The organism is Microbacterium sp. GW821-FHT01D02, from assembly GCF_059422585.1.
Genome location: NZ_JBWKXB010000005.1, coordinates 82,911 through 98,731, shown reverse-complemented (window position 1 = coordinate 98,731; position 15,821 = coordinate 82,911). Strand labels below are relative to the sequence as shown.

Annotated in this window: 15 protein-coding genes; 4 read left to right on the top strand and 11 right to left on the bottom strand. The window is 68.6% G+C overall.

Going from position 1 to position 15,821, the window contains the following annotated elements:
- Window positions 1–43: 43 nt before the first annotated feature.
- Window positions 44–1,159 carry a glycosyltransferase family 4 protein gene (locus tag AC07VM_RS18590; RefSeq protein WP_494912707.1) on the top strand — a complete coding sequence of 372 codons (1,116 nt, stop codon included), beginning with the start codon at window positions 44–46 and terminating at the stop codon, window positions 1,157–1,159.
- Between the two features lie 31 nt (window positions 1,160–1,190).
- On the opposite strand, the gene AC07VM_RS18585 is transcribed toward AC07VM_RS18590, so the two are convergent.
- Window positions 1,191–2,306 carry a glycosyltransferase family protein gene (locus tag AC07VM_RS18585; protein WP_494912706.1) on the bottom strand — a complete coding sequence of 372 codons (1,116 nt, stop codon included), beginning with the start codon at window positions 2,304–2,306 and terminating at the stop codon, window positions 1,191–1,193.
- 83 nt (window positions 2,307–2,389) lie between these two features.
- Between AC07VM_RS18585 and AC07VM_RS18580 the strand changes: the two genes are divergently transcribed.
- On the top strand, window positions 2,390–3,523 hold the full coding sequence (locus AC07VM_RS18580; RefSeq protein ID WP_494912705.1) for a glycosyltransferase family protein: 1,134 nt from the start codon (window positions 2,390–2,392) through the stop codon (window positions 3,521–3,523).
- A 30-nt stretch (window positions 3,524–3,553) separates the two neighbouring features.
- Here AC07VM_RS18580 and AC07VM_RS18575 read toward each other — a convergent pair whose 3' ends face one another.
- The 6 genes from AC07VM_RS18575 to AC07VM_RS18550 form a co-directional block, all read right to left on the bottom strand.
- Window positions 3,554–5,269 (bottom strand): ABC transporter ATP-binding protein, encoded by a 1,716-nt coding sequence (locus tag AC07VM_RS18575; RefSeq protein ID WP_494912704.1) that lies wholly within the window; start codon window positions 5,267–5,269, stop codon window positions 3,554–3,556.
- A gap of 83 nt (window positions 5,270–5,352) precedes the next feature.
- The gene (locus tag AC07VM_RS18570; protein WP_494912703.1) at window positions 5,353–6,561 is read right to left on the bottom strand and encodes a glycosyltransferase family protein; all 1,209 of its coding nucleotides are present in this window, start codon (window positions 6,559–6,561) and stop codon (window positions 5,353–5,355) included.
- Window positions 6,562–6,606: 45 nt separating this feature from the next.
- Window positions 6,607–7,593: a Gfo/Idh/MocA family oxidoreductase gene (locus tag AC07VM_RS18565; RefSeq protein ID WP_494912771.1), complete on the bottom strand. Its 987-nt coding sequence runs from the start codon at window positions 7,591–7,593 to the stop codon at window positions 6,607–6,609.
- Window positions 7,590–8,687: a DegT/DnrJ/EryC1/StrS family aminotransferase gene (locus AC07VM_RS18560; protein ID WP_494912701.1), complete on the bottom strand. Its 1,098-nt coding sequence runs from the start codon at window positions 8,685–8,687 to the stop codon at window positions 7,590–7,592. The genes AC07VM_RS18565 and AC07VM_RS18560 overlap by 4 nt, the downstream gene beginning before the upstream one ends.
- On the bottom strand, window positions 8,684–9,295 hold the full coding sequence (locus AC07VM_RS18555; protein ID WP_494912699.1) for an acyltransferase: 612 nt from the start codon (window positions 9,293–9,295) through the stop codon (window positions 8,684–8,686). Before AC07VM_RS18555 ends, AC07VM_RS18560 begins: the two co-directional genes overlap by 4 nt.
- Window positions 9,296–9,340: 45 nt before the next feature.
- Complete coding sequence (locus tag AC07VM_RS18550) at window positions 9,341–10,519, bottom strand: glycosyltransferase (protein ID WP_494912697.1); 1,179 nt, start codon at window positions 10,517–10,519, stop codon at window positions 9,341–9,343.
- A 57-nt stretch (window positions 10,520–10,576) separates the two neighbouring features.
- Here AC07VM_RS18550 and AC07VM_RS18545 point away from each other — a divergent pair, with 57 nt between their 5' ends.
- On the top strand, window positions 10,577–11,275 hold the full coding sequence (locus tag AC07VM_RS18545; protein ID WP_494912696.1) for a glycosyltransferase family 2 protein: 699 nt from the start codon (window positions 10,577–10,579) through the stop codon (window positions 11,273–11,275).
- Window positions 11,276–11,277: 2 nt separating this feature from the next.
- Window positions 11,278–11,631 (top strand): DUF2304 domain-containing protein, encoded by a 354-nt coding sequence (locus AC07VM_RS18540; RefSeq protein WP_494912695.1) that lies wholly within the window; start codon window positions 11,278–11,280, stop codon window positions 11,629–11,631.
- Here the strand turns inward: AC07VM_RS18540 and AC07VM_RS18535 are convergent.
- The 4 genes from AC07VM_RS18535 to AC07VM_RS18520 all read right to left on the bottom strand — a co-directional run.
- Complete coding sequence (locus tag AC07VM_RS18535) at window positions 11,615–13,504, bottom strand: DUF6541 family protein (protein WP_494912694.1); 1,890 nt, start codon at window positions 13,502–13,504, stop codon at window positions 11,615–11,617. The genes AC07VM_RS18540 and AC07VM_RS18535 overlap by 17 nt on opposite strands.
- Window positions 13,504–14,241 (bottom strand): ABC transporter ATP-binding protein, encoded by a 738-nt coding sequence (locus AC07VM_RS18530; RefSeq protein ID WP_494912692.1) that lies wholly within the window; start codon window positions 14,239–14,241, stop codon window positions 13,504–13,506. Before AC07VM_RS18530 ends, AC07VM_RS18535 begins: the two co-directional genes overlap by 1 nt.
- The gene (locus AC07VM_RS18525; protein ID WP_494912690.1) at window positions 14,238–15,143 is read right to left on the bottom strand and encodes an ABC transporter permease; all 906 of its coding nucleotides are present in this window, start codon (window positions 15,141–15,143) and stop codon (window positions 14,238–14,240) included. Before AC07VM_RS18525 ends, AC07VM_RS18530 begins: the two co-directional genes overlap by 4 nt.
- 86 nt (window positions 15,144–15,229) lie before the next feature.
- The coding region (locus tag AC07VM_RS18520) for an LGFP repeat-containing protein (protein WP_494912689.1) at window positions 15,230–15,821 on the bottom strand (592 nt) is incomplete at its 5' end.

Below are 15,821 nucleotides of genomic sequence, written 5' to 3'. Positions count from 1 at the left end.
CTAGGCGGAGCATCCTGGTTGTTCGGTTGATACCGTGGGTCGGGTGCGCATCCTGATGGTCACCCCCTGGTTCCCGACCGTGGCGAACCCGGTCGCCGGCGTCTTCGTCGAACGCGATGCCGCGCTCCTCTCGGAGATCCACGACGTGCGGGTGGTGCACCTCGTCGACCCTGCCCTCCTCTCCGATGCCGAGGGCTCCGATGCCGAGAGCTCCGCCCGAGGCTTCACCGTCGAGCGGATCCCGTGGTCACGGGGCAGCATCCGTGACCTTCTCTCGGTCGGGCGCCGACTGCGCTCCCTGATGTCGGACGCGGATGTGCTGCACACCCACGCGTTCCAGGCGCTGCTGCCGCTCGCCGTCAGGCGGGTCCCCGTGCCCTGGGTGCACTCCGAGCACTGGTCCGGCATCGGCGATCCCGGCTCGCTCACCCCCCGCGGACGAGCCGTCCTCCGAGCCACCGGGCGACTCCTGCGGCGCCCCGACATCGTGACGGCCGTGAGCAGTCACCTCGCCGACCGGATCAGGGTGTTCCGGAAGGGTCCGATCCGCATCGTGCCATCCGTCGTCTCCCCCGCATCCGTCCTCATCGATCCCCCCGGAGACCCCGATCTGATCCGTCTGGTGGCCGTGGGCAACCTCGTCGACGGCAAGGATCCGCTTCTCGCGCTGGCGACGGTTCGGATGCTCGGCGAACGCGGGCGTCGGGCACGCCTCGTCTGGGTCGGTGACGGCCCCCTGCGCGAGGCTCTCGAAGCCGCCGCCGAGGGGACCTCCGACCTGACCCTCGCCGGCGTCCAGGACGCCCGCGGCGTCGCGCGTGCGCTCGACGAGGCCGATCTCTTCCTACTCCCCACTCGGGGGGAGACCCTCTGCCTCGCCGCTCTCGAGGCGATCACGCACGGGCGCCCCGTCGTGATCGGCGCTCACGGGGGCCAGCGCGACTACATCACCTCCGAGAACGGCGTCCTCGTGTCCGAGCGGTCGGCCGATGCCTACGCGAGCGCCGTCATCGATCTCTGGGAGAGCCGAGACGCCCGCAGTGCGCAGAGCATCGCGGCGAGCGTGCAGGACGTGTACTCCCCGGCCGCGGTCCGACAGGGGTACACGAACGCCTACCGGGAGGCCGTCTCGATCCGGCGACCCGACGCCCGCGACTGAGGGTCCGACGGAGTCGGACGGACCGAGCCGGTCAGGCTTCGGAGCGTCCGGTGAGCTCGCTGGCGACCTGCGTCGCCCGGGCCGCCCAGGTGTGCGAGTGTCGCACCTCGGCGGCGCGAGCGGCCACCGCGCGGTAGGCGTCCGGGTCGCTCCGGAGCCCCTCGACGAGTGAGGTGAGCGCTTCCGCCTCGTACGGGAGTGCCCAGCCGATGCCGTTCGTGACGACGAACTCCGCTGCGAGCGACCCCTCCGTCGCGATGATGGGTCGGCCGTGCCCCAGGTACTCGTACAGCTTCAGCGGCGCAGCGAACTCGCGGTATCCGATCGGGGCCATGAACAGGCAGCCGAGTGCGGAGACGGCGTAGTAACGCTCGAGCTCACTGCCCGTGGCGTGCACCACCTGCGTCGCACCGGAGGTGAGGAACGGCTCGTATCCGCTCTTCTCCGCCTGCCACTGCGCCTCGTTCGTGCACAGGATGAATGTCGAGTCCTCGACGGCCTCGAAGGCGCGGACGGCCTCCTGCAGCTGGTAGTAGTGCCCGAGCGAGCCGACGTAGAACATCGTCGCCGGGTCGGCGACCGCAGGCATGTCGACGATGTCCGTCCCCGGTGGCAGCGCGGTGCACCTGGTCGGATCCGTGTACGGCATCACCTGGGCCATGCGCATCGACGGAACGTAGATCCGATCGACCGCCGTGCGGTATGCCTTCAGGTCCGCCCGATAGCGCCAGCGGAGCAACGACGTGTAGGGCTGCCCGACCCGCTGCGCGTACTCGTCGTTCTGCCAGTAGATGTCGCGGTAGAAGAGGCCCACCGGAACGCCCTGCCGGCGACAGAAGCGCAGGAAGGCGAGATCGCGCGTGAGGCTGGTCTGCCACGTGACCTTCTCCCCCAGGCCGGTCGGCGTGGTCGCGGCCTCCGAGTACACGAACTCGACCCGCAGACCCGCGGCCATGCGCTTCTTGACGTCGCGGATCTGCGCGCGACGCTGTGGATGACGCCCGGCGATCTCGATCACGTCGTAGCCCAGCTCCTCGAAAGCGCGGCGCATCTTCACGGGACGGATACCGCTCGCGCTCGTGGCCTCGGGGTTCAGCGGGAACGGCACGTGGAAGATCATCGTCGGTCGCTCGGCGAGTTCGGGCATATCTGCCATGCTAGTCGGCGGTCGCGACCCCACCCGGTCGCGGGCCGCGCGCGACGGCGGTCGCCGCATGGGAGGATTTCCTCATGGGCCCTCTCCTCATCGTGTCATTCTCCCGTCTGGAACAGGACGCCCGCGTGAGGCGGCAGGTCTCCCTCCTCGCGCCCGACAACCACACCGTCACCGCGGCGCACGGGCCCGCTGTGCCCGAGGCAGCGGAGCACGTCGAACTCCCCCTCCCTCCGACCGGCTCCCGCCGGAAGGTCCGCTTCTACACGGAGTCCGCGCTCCTCCGCATCCGGGCCTACCGTCTCCTGTACTGGACGGACCCCACGGTGCGGGCGGCGCGGAAGGCCCTGCGCGGGCGCGACTTCGCACGCGTGATCGCCAACGACATCGAATCCGTTCCCCTCGCGCTCTCTCTGGCCGATGCGAGCCGCGTGCACGCCGATCTGCACGAGTTCTACCCGGGGCTGCACGACGACAATCCGCGGTGGGTGAAGCTCCGCAAGCCCTACCTCGAATGGCTGATCCGTACGTATGCGACCAAGGCGGCCTCGGCGACGACCGTCGGCGAAGGTGTCCGCACGGCGTATGCGCCCTTCGACCTGCCGCTGGAGATCGTCACGAACGCACCGGCGTACCGCTCGCTCGCGCCGACCGCCGTCCACGAGCCGATCCGGCTGGTGCACGCCGGCGGCGCGATGCCCGGCCGCAAGATCGAGCTGATGATGAAGGCGGCCGCGGCGACCACCACCGACCTGACCTTCACCCTCTACTTGACGTCGAGCTCGCCCGCGTACCTCACGCAGCTGCGCGACCTCGCCGCCGAACTCGGACCCCGCATCCGCGTCGAACCGGCTGTGCCCGCCACCGAGCTCCTGGACCGACTCCACGACTACGACGTCGGGATCCACCTGTTGCCGCCGACCGTGACCAACCAGGCCCTGGCGCTGCCGAACAAGTTCTTCGACTTCGTCCAGGCCCGGCTCGGCGTGATCGTGGGCCCCACCCCCGGCATGGCCTCCCTCGTGGAGAAGCACGATCTCGGCGCCGTCACCGAGGGCTTCGCGGTGGAGGACATCGTCGCGGTCCTCGACGCGCTCACGCCGGAGCGGATCGCCGCGTGGAAGGTCGCCGCCGACACGGCCGCCGAGGAGCTCTCCGCGGAACGGCAGACGCCGGTCTGGGCCGCCGCCGTGGGCCGGCTCGGCGCCTGACGCGGGCACCGGCCCCGGTCGACGAAACCGCTACAGAACGGCGTCGTCACCGCCGACGAGTCCGGCGAGAGCTGCCTGGAGGGCGAACTCCGGCTCCGCGGCGACCACTTCGTCGAAGCTGCCCGAGGCGGCCACCACACCGTCCCGCATGAAGAAGATCACGTCGGCATGGCGGATCGTGGAGAGCCGGTGTGCGACCGTGATCGTCGTGACCTGCCCGCGAAGCTGCTCGATCGCTGTGGTCACCGCAGCTTCCGTCGCCGTGTCGAGCGCGCTGGTCGCCTCATCCATGACGAGAACCTGCGGGCGGGTGTAGAGGGCGCGCGCTATGCCGAGGCGCTGCCGCTGGCCTCCGGAGAGCGCGAGTCCGCGCTCTCCGATCTTGCCGTCGACGCCCCCGTCCCTCGCCTCGATCAGAGTCAGAAGCTGCGCGCTGTCGAGGGCGGCGATGACCCGATCGCGGTCGAAGTCGCTGCGCCAGCTCAGAGCGACGTTCTGCGCGATCGTCGCATCGAAGAGGGAGACCTCCTGCGGGACGTACGCCATCTGCGCCCGCCAGGCGTTCAGCGCGGCACTCAGCGGCACGCCATCGACAGCGATGGTTCCGGACGTCGGTTCGACGAGTCCGAGCAGCAGGTCGATCATCGTCGACTTGCCCGCACCGGAGGCGCCCACGAAGGCGACCTGTGACCCGAAGGGGATGTCGAGCGTCACTCCGCGGACCGCCATCTCCGCGTCGGGCGAGTATTTGAAACCGACATTCCTCAGCTCGATGTGCGTCGGGGAAGCGGGAAGTTCCTGCTGATCTCCGGCGGAGGCGACTTCCATGTACCGATCGGAGTTCCGCACCTCCTCGAGCACCGCCCGCGCATGCGGCGCGGACACGTTGATCTGCTGGAGCACGCCCTGGAACCGCACGAGTGCGGGGGCCAGACGGAATCCCGCCAGGCCGAAGAGCGCGATGGAGCCGACCGCTCCCTGGACGTTCCCCTCGGTGAGGAATCCGGCCACTCCCACCAGGACGATCCCGCCGATCAGCGCGACGTCGAGGACGTGCCGGGGCACCTGCGCGAGGAACTGCGAGTTCGCGCGTGCCCGCGTCGCGTGCGACCGGTTCTCCCGCACAACGTCAGCCACCTCTGAGGCGGTTCCCCGCAGCGTGACCTCCTTCAGCGCGCCGATCATCTCGGTGATCAGCCGCGAGGAACGCAGCGAGTAGCGCAACGCGACGAGGCCGGCCTGCTTCGAGCGACGGGAGATCTGCAGCTGGAGCACGAGGGCGATGAGACCCAGGTAGACCAGCGTCACGAGACCCACGAGCGGCTGCGCGATCGCGAGCACCAGGATGAGCGAGACGAAGCTCATGAGCTCACCGACGAGCGACGCGCCCGGGAGCAGCAGCCCCGAGATCGTCGTGCTCACGCTCGAATCGCTGATGCGCACAAGGTCCGAGGAGTTCCGCCGGAGGCGCTCGACCCACGGGGCGCGGATGTAGCCGTCGAAGACCCGCACGCCCAGCTCGAGCTCATAGCCGGCGAACCGGCGTGTGGCGAACCACTGCAGCGTCAGGGCGAGCATGCCCTTGACCACGATCAGACCGCAGACGAGTCCGAGCGGGATCAGCAGTTCCGGCCCCTCGAGCGTCCCCAGCACGGGGAGTTCGATCGGGCTCTGGCTGATCAGCGGCGCGATCACGATCGCGAGCAGCCCGAGAGCGAGCCCGTCCATGAGGGAGAGCACTCCCATCGTGCTCGCATAGAACAGCAGGAACTTCGAAGCGCTCGGGGGGAGCACTTTGAGGACCTCCCGATAGAGGCGCCAGTTCTCTTTCACTCTGCTTCCCGCTCTCCTGGCCGAACGGCGATCGCGTCGAGGAACGCGGCACCTTCCGATTCAGCGTTGATCCTGGCTGCGACGATGCGAGCGTTGGCTTTCATCCGGGTGATGTCCTCCGGCTGCAGTGCCGCGAGCGTATCGCGCAGGGACGCGGACGTGAACTCCGGCACGACCGCTCCGTGTCCGTACTCTCGCACCAGCGGAGCCATGGTCTGGGTCTCCCCCACGATCACCCCGAGGGCGCCCTGCGCCGCTTCGAAGAACTTGTTGGGCATGGCGTACTGGAGGTTCGGCTCGTACGGCTTGTAGAAGATGATCTCGAGGTCGTACTCGTTGATGTGCTGCGCGATCTCGCGCATGGGTGCCGGCGGCACGATCGCGATCCGGTCGCGCGCGGGGTGGGTGGCGATCGCCTCCCGCAGGCGCTCGTGCACGGCGGGGCTCGGCATGAGCATGAACGTCATGGAGTATCGGGAGGACAGACCATCGAGTGCTTCGAGGATCTCCTCGAAGCCTCGGCGCCAGCTCGGGAGACCGTGGAAGAGCAGACGGATCTCCTCCGGGTTGACGGAGCTCGGCTCCAGACCCGGCACGAACGGCGGCGCGTTGCGCACCTGCGGCGGCACCGGGAATCCGAACTCATCCGCGTAGAGCTTGCCGATCGGTGTGTTCACGACCGTCCGGCTCGTGAACTTCTCCGACCCGAGATGCCGGCGCACCCATCGGTAGTGCGAACCGGTGAGACGGCCCCCGAGCGTACGGCGGCGCACGTTCGGGTTCCGATACTCGTGCAGATCGAGATGCAGTCGCCCCTTCAGGGCGTCCGGCGTGAAGTCTCTCGGGTCCTCGACCCACGGGACGAACTCGTACTCGTTGAACACGATGAGGTCGTAGTGGCCCGATCTGATGAGTCGCCTCAGGGCGATCGGCACCCGGCGCGTCAGGAGGTTGCGGAATCGGATGCGTCCGGTCAGACCGACGTGGGAGACCAGCGTCCCCCAGCGACCTCTCGTCCACCACAGCGGCGGTGCGAGGACGTGGTGGTCGCGGACCGCCTCCGTCGGGTGCTCGCCGAGCCCGAGGGTGTCGACGGTCCATCCCGCGCCGGTCAGCCAGTCGATCTCCCGCCGCACACGGGGATCCGTCGCGATCGTCGAGTACGAGAGGACGAGCGCGGTGCCGGGTGAAGTCGGTTCAGTCAAGGAAGATCACTTTCGCGCGGGCATGGTGCACACCCGCAGTTCGCGTCACAGGCTCATCGACGCGCCGGTGCGCGACGACTCGAGCGCCGCCTCCACGACCGCGAGCGTGCGAAGACCCTGCTCCATGGTGACGACGTCGGTGTCCTGCCCGAGCACGGCGTCGCGGAAGGCCTCATGCTCGACGCGCAGCGGCTCGCGCTTGGCGAACGCGTAGCGCGTGACGTCTCCTTCGGAGACCCCGCGGAACGACGACACAGACTCCCACTCCAGGGGGATCGTGCCGTTGGCGTGGAAGGTGAGGTCGCCGGTCGAGGTGTCGGCGACGAAAGCGCCCTTCTCCCCCGTCACGACGGTGACGCGCTCCTTCATCGGGCTGAGCCAGTTGACGATGTTGTTCACGATGACCCCGGACGCGGTGCGTCCCGTGATCGTGATCATGTCCTCGTGCTCGCGACCGCTCTTGAAAGCCGTCTGCGCGAACACGCGCTCATAGGTGCTCTGAACGACCCAGGCGGTCAGGTCGACGTCATGCGAGGCGAGATCCTTCGCGACGCCGACGTCGGCGATCCGAGAGGGGAACGGACCCTGGCGGCGGGTGACCACCTGATAGACCGCCCCGAGTTCGCCGGCTTCGATCCGTCGACGTAGCTCCTGCACCGCCGGGTTGAAGCGCTCGATGTGTCCGACGGCGCCGACGAGACCGGCCGAGGCGAAGGCGTCGACCATGCGCTGCCCGGCCTCGACGGTGTGCGCGATCGGCTTCTCGACCAGGGTGTGGACCCCGGCCGCTGCGAGCTTCAGTGCGGCGTCCTCGTGGAAACGGGTGGGCACCGCGACGACGGCGATGTCGATACCCGCGTCGATCAGCGCGTCGATGTCCGGAAGGATCTGCAGGTCCCCGGTGACTCCGTGCGGGTCCCCGCCCGGGTCGGCGATCGCGACGAGGTCGACGCCGTCGATCTCACGCAGGACGCGGGCATGGTGCCGGCCCATCATGCCGACGCCGAGGAGCCCGGCGCGCAGCGCCATCAGGCGCCGGCCTTCGCGACGGCGTTGACCGCGGCGACGATGCGCTCGAGGTCATCCCGGCTGAGCGAGGGGTGGACGGGGAGCGACGCGACCTCGCGGGCGGCGCGCTCGGTCTCCGGCAGATCCAGTCCCGGCGCGAAGTGCGTCAGCGACGGCAGCCGGTGGTTCGGGATCGGGTAGTACACACCGGCTCCCACGTTGTACTCGGACTTCAGAGCGGCGACGAAGCCGTCCCGGTCCTCGGGGACGCGGACCGTGTACTGGTGGTACACGTGGACGGCGCCGTCGGCGACCGGCGGGACGACGACGCCCTGGAGGTTCGCGTCGAGGAATGCCGCGTTCTCCTGGCGAGTCTTGGTCCAGGCATCGACCTTGGTCAGCTGCACGCGACCGATGGCCGCGTGGATGTCGGTCATCCGGGCGTTGAAGCCGATGACCTCGTTCTCGTACTGGCGCTCCATGCCCTGGTTGCGCAAGAGCTTCACCTGACGGGCGATCTCGTCGGTCGCCGTGGTGACCATGCCGCCCTCGCCGCTGGTCATGTTCTTCGTCGGGTAGAGGCTGAACATGGCGAACTCGCCGAAGGACCCGACCGGACGGCCGTCCAGGGAAGCACCGTGCGCCTGAGCCGCATCCTCGTAGAGGGCGACGCCGCGCTCCGCGGCCAGCGCCTCGAGCTCCCGCATGCGGGCCGGGTGACCGTACAGGTGCACGGGGAGGATGCCCTTGGTCCTCGGCGTGATCGCCGCGGCGACGGCTTCGGGGTCGAGGGAGAAGGTGTCGGGCTCGATGTCCACGAAGACCGGGGTGGCGCCGGTGAGGGCGACCGAGTTCCCGGTGGCCGCGAAGGTGAACGACGGCACGATGACCTCGTCGCCCGCTCCGACTCCTGCGGCGAGCAGACCGAGGTGGAGCCCCGCCGTCCCGGAGTTCACAGCGACCGAGGGACGCCCCGGCACGAAGTGCGCCGAGAACTCCTGCTCGAATGCGGCGACCTCGGGTCCCTGCGCCACCATGCCGCTGCGCAGCACGCGGTCGACCGCTTCGCGCTCCTCGTCACCGATGATGGGCTTTGCGGGGGGAATGAACTCGCTCACACGATCTCCTTGGTCAGTGTTCCATCAGTCTCCGTGTAGCGCGCCCCCGTTGCGGGGCACACCCAGGTCTTCTCGGCCTCGCCCGCCACCAGCGGGAGTCCGGACTCGCCCACCCAGCCGATCCGGCGCGCCGGCACCCCGGCCACCAGGGCGTAGGCGGGGACGTCCTTGACGACGACGGCTCCTGCCGCGACCGTCGCCCACGCGCCGATCGTCACGGGTGCCACGCAGGTCGCGCGAGCGCCGATCGAGGCTCCCCGCTCGATGGTGACCCCGACGGGCTCCCAGTCATGAGCGCTCTTGAGGCTGCCGTCGGCGTTGATCGCACGCGGATAGGTGTCGTTGGTGAGCACGACGGCGGGTCCGATGAACACGCCGTCGCCCAGCTTCGCCGGCTCATAGACGAGCGCGTAGTTCTGCACCTTGCAGTTGTCGCCCATCACCACCCCCGTGCCGATGTACGCGCCGCGACCGACGATGCAGTTCTCGCCGAGGTGCGCCTGCTCGCGGACCTGGGCCAGGTGCCAGATGGACGATCCGTCGCCGATGACGGCGTCGGCGGACACATCGGCGGAATCGACGATCCGCACTCGGGAGGTTTCAGTCACGGGGCTCCTTGCACGCCGCCGGGATGAGGCAGCACTGACGAGATTCTACTTGCCCGCGTCCGCTGAACCTCGACGCGCGCCGCGAACGACGTCGGCCGCCCGCTCGCCCACGGTCTGGAGCGAGGCGTTCGCCGCGGCCCAGTCGGCCCTGGCGGAGCGCGCGCTCTCGGTGCTGCCGTCGCCCCAGGCTTCGAGAAGGCGTTTCATCGCCGCCGCCACCTCGGCGGCGTCGAACCCCACCGCCTCGCCCAGCCCTGCCGCGCGCACGACCTCCCCGCCCGTCTCGGCGCCGGCGAACAGCACCGGCGTGCCGACCGCTGCTGCGGCATAGGTCTTCGTGGGGCGGGCGAAGTCGTATCCGATGCCGGGGACGATGCTCACGAGCGCACCGACGGCTCCGCGGATCCAGGACGCCGACACCTCCGGGCGGACGAGGCCGCCGAAGTGCACCCGGCCCGGCACGAGGCTCTCGGCGAGGGCGCGCAGCTCCTGCTCGACGGCTCCCTGTCCGAAGAAGCGGAGCTCGACCTCGGGGTCGTCGAGCGACGCCAGCGCGCGGATGAACACGTCCGGCTGCTGCCACTCCGACATCGTGCCGGTGTAGACGAAGTAGGGGCGCTGGACGTCCGGCGCCGGCACGTCCGGTCGGAAGATGGCGTTGTCGATGCCGTTGCCCACCAGGACGACGCGCTCGGGGCGTCCACCGATGGCGCCGAGGCGATCGGCGACCTCGGCGGAGACGGCGATGACGCGGGCGGAGCGTCGCAGGACGAAGCGCTCGGTGGCTCGCATCACGGCGATCACCGGGCCGGGTGCCCCCATCGATGACACCGCGTCGGTCCAGACGTCTCCGGGGTAGTACACCAGCGGACGGCGCAGGAGGAGCGCGGCCACCGCGGAGACGAAGCCGGTCGTCGGCGGCGCCTCCGCCACGATCACGTCGCCGCGTCGCCGCAGCAGCCGGAAGAAGAGCGGAACGTCGAACGACAGGTACTGGACGTACCCGCGGATGGCCCCGCTGGCGTCGCGGAGGACGGGCGCTCGGCGCACCAGGATCCGCGGCGGATCGGCGTCGACCAGGTCCTGCGGAGGCCGGGAGGTGAGGACCTCCACGTCGGCGTCACGGGCGAGTGCACGAGCCAGAGCCTCCATGCGGAAGCTCGCCGCCGTCACCTCCGGCGTGTAGAGCCGTGTCGCGATGATCGCGCGTCGTCTCCTCGACATCCTGCCCCTGCTGCTCGATTGACCGGCGTACGAATCGACACCTGTCACAATAGAACCATGACCTCGAGCGTCCCCGCGCCCACCGCCCCAGACCCCAGCGCCTGGGTGGTTATCCCGCTGTACAACGAGGCGAGCGTGATCGGTGGCGTCGTCGAGGGGCTGAAGAAGCACTTCGCGAACATCGTCTGCGTCGACGACGGATCGACCGACGGGTCGGCGGCCGAGGCCCGAGCAGCCGGCGCGACCCTCGTGCAGCACCCGGTCAACCTCGGTCAGGGGGCCGCTCTGCAGACCGGAATCGACTTCGCCCTGTCCCACCCGGCGTGCGAGTACATCGTCACGTTCGACGCAGACGGGCAGCACCGGATCGAGGACGCCCTGGGCATGCTCGAACTCGCGCGCCGCGAGGACGTCGCCGTCGTCTTCGGATCCCGGTTCCTCGACGACCGCACGAAACCGGGCTGGATGAAGAAGGTCATCCTCAAGACCGCGGTCTGGGTGACCAACCTCACCACGAGCCTGAAGCTCACGGACGCTCACAACGGTCTGCGCGTGATCCGGCGGGACGCGGCGGAGGCCATCGAGCTCCGGCAGGACCGCATGGCTCACGCGACCGAGATCGTTCTCGAACTGGGCCGGACGCGGCTGCCGTGGAAGGAGTACCCCGTGGAGCTCCTCTACACCGACTACTCGAAGGCGAAGGGCCAGAGCGTGCTCAATTCCGTGAACATCCTCGTCGATCTGGTGGTGCGCTGATCATGTGGATCCAGTTCCTGCTCATCGCCGCCATCATCGTGCTGGCCGTCTTCATGATGCGCCGCACCGGAGCCGACAGCCACCTGGCGATCCGACGCCTCCTCATGGGACTGTTCGTCGTCGTCGCCGTGCTCTCCGTGCTCTTCCCGCAGTGGCTGAGCTGGCTCGCGAGCCTCGTCGGCGTCGGACGCGGAACCGATCTCGTGCTCTACGGCCTGATCGTGATGTTCCTCGCGTTCGTGTACTCGCAGTACCGCCGCAACATCGCTCTCCAGCGTCAGCTGACACTGCTCGCGCGCAAGATCGCGCTGCTCGAGGCCTCGGAGAACGAGAACCAGGCTAGTCGCAACCGCTGACTTCGTAGAGCACCGCGTCACCGACGCGGTCGACCTCGGTGAGGATCGGGGACTCGTCCAGGTCGTGGAGTCCGTCGTACGTCGTGTAGTGGTTCTGGAACAGCACGGTGTCGCCGAAGTCCAGCGCGTGCGTGACGCCCAGCCGCTCGATCGCGTCGCAGACCTCCGGCCCGCCGTCGACGAGGTACCGGGCGAGAAGCGCGGCGTCAGCTCCGTAGCGCCCGGTGACGTGCGGGAAGACCACGTCGTGACCGGTGTACGCGAACAGCAGCCCGGCGCCGGTGAGCGGATCGCCGATGACGACGCTGTCGGGCGACAGATCGTCGTCCGACCTCTCGAACAGGGCGCTCTCGTCCGGCGACAGTCCCTGGGACTTGTCGTCGAACCGATAGCTCACGTCGCGCAGGTATCGCAGGTCGTGCCGCAGCGCCACGAGGTGCGTCGCAGCGGCGATGGCGAGAAGGACGACCACCGCTACAAGGGTGCGCGTCCTCCCTGCGCGGCGCAGCCCCCCGAGCCACTCCCCCACGACGCTCGCACCGAGAGCCGCAAGAGGCAGCCCCCAGATCGCCAGCAGTGCCGCCACGCGGGTGGTGTCGTCGTACCAGACGCCCACGAAGAGGCTCCGCAGACCGAGCAGCGGGAGCCAGGCGGCTGCGAGGTAGAGTCCGACGCTCACGGCGTAGGAGGCCAGGATCCACCATTTCCGGTCCCGCGCCACGCGCCAGATCCCGATGGCCGCCAGGGGGCCGAGCAGCAGCCCGGTGCTGCGATCCACCGGGCTGAGGAACGCGACCTCGCCCAGGGACTGCGCGATCGTCTGCGTCGGCATCCACTCGTTCGTCGTGACGTTCGCCTTGATCCAGACGATCACGAAGGCGAGTGCTCCGACGACGACGACGACGGAGACGACGACACGCCTCGTCCTGTCGCCCGCCTTCGCGACGCGCCATGCCCGCCACAGCAGATAAGGGGCCAGCAGCGCCACCGCACCGAGCAGCGCGGAGGGGTGCCCGAGCGCCGTCCCCCCGGCGACGGCCAGAACGACGAGGATGCGCAGGGTGCGTCGAGGCGCCCCGAGTTCCCGTTCGAACGCCAGGAGCACCAGCGCGATCAGGATCGGGATGAGCACGGTCCCGATCAGGTTCGGGTAGAGCACACCCCAGTTGAGGAAACCGAGCGGGAAGATGCTGAAGCCGAGGCCGAGCACCGGCGCCCACAGCGCGGCCCAGGGCCGCTGCGGGAAGACGACGGTCGTGAGGGTGGCGAGCGCGACCGGCCAGATGAGGGCGATCACGGCCACCGTCACCACGTTGGTCGCCGCGACCACGCTCCCTGCCACGGGCACCACCAGGCTCACCAGCGCATGCCACAGCGTCGGATAGAAGCTGGTGTCCTGGTTCGGCGTCGCCATCGTCATGTGCAGCGGTGACGCGTCGCCGGTCTGGCCGATGAACTCCACCGCATTGAGGTGGAAGAGGCCGTCGTAGAGCTGGGTCGGGTTGCCCGGATCGCGGATGCCGAGGACCAGGATGACCACCCAGCCCAGTGCCGCGGCGACGACGGAGATCGCCGTCCACCGAGCCCGCATCGTGACGGCGGGCACGACGGGCCGCCGGTCGAGCACCCGCAGGACCACCGCGATGACAGCGACGACGACGACGACGATCACCACGGGCAGCAGACCCCAGCGCAGTCCGAGCACCGGGGCGACGAGCGCCGCCGCCCCGATCACCCCGAGCGAGACGCCGATCATCGCGCCCAGCCTCACCACACCGCGGGTTCCACGCAGGAACAGACCCGCCGGAAGCCCGGGCACGATCAGCAGAGCCAGCGCCAGGAGCAGCGTCGGGATCTGTCCGATCCAGTCCATCACGCGTCCACCAGGGAGATGGCGCCCTCGACTTCACCGTCGTAGACGACCTCGCCCTTGTTGATCACGATGCCGCGGGTGCAGAGCTCGCGCACCATCTCCATGTCGTGACTGACGACCACGAGGGTCTTGCCCTCGGCGATGAGCTCTTCGAACTTGAGCCGGCACTTCTCCCGGAACGGCGCGTCGCCGACCGAGAGGATCTCGTCGACGAGGAGCACATCGAGCTCGACGTGGATCGCGACGGAGAACGCCAGGCGCATGAACATGCCGGAGGAATAGTGCTTGACCTCCTGATCGATGAACTGCTCGATCTCGCTGAACGCCACGATCTCGTCGTACCGCGCCTCGATCTCATGCTTTTTCATGCCCAGGATCGCGGCGTTGAGGAAGACGTTCTCGCGGCCCGACAACTCCGGGTGGAATCCGGCGCCGACCTCGATGAGACCGGCCACGCGGCCTCGGGTCAGGACCTGACCGTCGTCCGGCTCCATGACGCCGGAGATGAGCTTGAGCAGGGTCGACTTTCCGGAACCGTTGAACCCGAGGATGCCGACGGACTCGCCCTCGCCGATCGTGAGGTCGACGCCTTTGAGGGCCTCGAACTCGCTCGTGAGCTTTCGCCGCTTGATCCAGGCCACGACCGTGTCCTTGAGCGAGAACGCATGGTTGAGTGTGAAGCGCTTGCGCACTCCATCGATGATGATGCTGGGTTTGATGACCGTCTGAGCGCTCATAGATCCTGCGCGAACCTTCCCTCGAGACGTCGGAAGACGAGTTGTCCGATCAGCAGTGTGCCCACGGAGATCAGGAAGGTCCACAGTGTGTTCCAGGCGAGATCCGGCGGAAGTGCGAAGGCGTTCTCGGTCACGGGTCGCCAGAACGCGTAGTGGAAGAGCTCGACGCCCTGGGTGATCGGGTTCAGCATGTACACCTCGACCAGCCATTGCGGCCACCCGAGCTTGTCGACGACGGCATCCTGCACCTGGGTCCATGCGTAGAGCACCGGCGACGCCCACGTCGCGAGGAGGAGCAGGAGCTCGACGATGTTCTCGGCGTCGCGGAAACGCACGTTGATCGCTCCGAAGAAGAGACCGAGCCCCAGTGCGAACAGCATGACGATGGCCATTCCCGCGAGGATGGCGAGGATCGACAGGATCGAGATGTTCGTGATCCACCCGAGCAGCAGGCACACGACGAGGAGCAGCCCGACCTGCGGCAGGAAGTGCACGAACGCGACGATCACCGCGGAGACGGCGAAGAGCTGCCGTGGAAGGAAGACCTTGCGCACGAGGGGCGCGTTGCCGACGATCGAGGTCGTGGCGTTCTTGAATGCTTCCGAGAACAGGTTGATCACCACGATGCCCGAGAAGAGGTAGACCGCGTAGTTCGGGATTCCCCGATCGAGGTTCATGAACAGCCCGAGGACCACCCAGAACACGAGGAACTGGGCGGCGGGTCGCACATAGGACCACGTCCACCCGAGCACCGAGTTGCGGTATCTCGTGGTGACGCCGGTTCTCACGAGCAGGTTCAGCAGATAGCGCCAGCGCACCACGTCGATCAACCCGCGGCTGGTGCCGGGGACGTCGAACTCGGAACGCGGGACGGCGGCGAAAAGATCTCGAGTATCAGTCACGGGCCCACTCATTCGGTCGCGGTGACGGAGCGCACCGCAGGCTTGAGTATCTTATGCCACCGACGCTGGGAGGCACCGGCGGCGCGCTACTTCACCGTGACCTTGCCCGTCGTCGAGTCGTAGGAGATCTCGCCGTTCTGGAACCGCTGCGTCGTGACCGTTCCGGACACCACGGCAGCCGACTTCGGGTAGCCGAGGGCACTCGCCACACCGCCCAGGCGGTTCCATTCGTTCAGGATCGCGCCGGTGGGCACGAGTACGGAGCCCGTCGCCGCCGACCAGCCGACCACACCCTTCTGGAACGTCATCGCGCACCCACCACCGGCGAGCGTGCAATCCACCGCCGACGTCGGCCAGCCCCACGCAGCACCCTGGGGACCACCCGCAGCCTCGTAGTTACGCAGGAACACACCCGAACCGATGCCGAACGACCCGGCAGGAGAATCGAACACCTTCCCCTTCGAGAACGTCTGAACCGTGCCACCGCCGTTCGCCGCGACCGCCGCCGCGGCACCCGACGGGTATCCGAGACGAGCAACGCCATACCGCGTCCACTCCGCGCCGACCTTCGCGCTCATCAACACCGAGCCCGTCGCCGCCGACCAGCCGACCACACCCTTCTGGAACGTCATCGCGCACCCACCACCGGCGAGCGTGCAATCCACCGCCGACGTCGGC

Excerpts from the sequence above, each read along its gene's own strand:
- AC07VM_RS18585 (WP_494912706.1), bottom strand. The coding sequence starts at position 2,306 with ATGCCCGAACTCGCCGAGCGACCGACGATGATCTTCCACGTGCCGTTC.
- AC07VM_RS18580 (WP_494912705.1), top strand. The coding sequence starts at position 2,390 with ATGGGCCCTCTCCTCATCGTGTCATTCTCCCGTCTGGAACAGGACGCC.
- AC07VM_RS18575 (WP_494912704.1), bottom strand. The coding sequence starts at position 5,269 with ATGGGAGTGCTCTCCCTCATGGACGGGCTCGCTCTCGGGCTGCTCGCG.
- AC07VM_RS18550 (WP_494912697.1), bottom strand. The coding sequence starts at position 10,519 with ATGTCGAGGAGACGACGCGCGATCATCGCGACACGGCTCTACACGCCG.
- AC07VM_RS18545 (WP_494912696.1), top strand. The coding sequence starts at position 10,577 with ATGACCTCGAGCGTCCCCGCGCCCACCGCCCCAGACCCCAGCGCCTGG.
- AC07VM_RS18540 (WP_494912695.1), top strand. The coding sequence starts at position 11,278 with ATGTGGATCCAGTTCCTGCTCATCGCCGCCATCATCGTGCTGGCCGTC.
- AC07VM_RS18535 (WP_494912694.1), bottom strand. The coding sequence starts at position 13,504 with ATGGACTGGATCGGACAGATCCCGACGCTGCTCCTGGCGCTGGCTCTG.
- AC07VM_RS18530 (WP_494912692.1), bottom strand. The coding sequence starts at position 14,241 with ATGAGCGCTCAGACGGTCATCAAACCCAGCATCATCATCGATGGAGTG.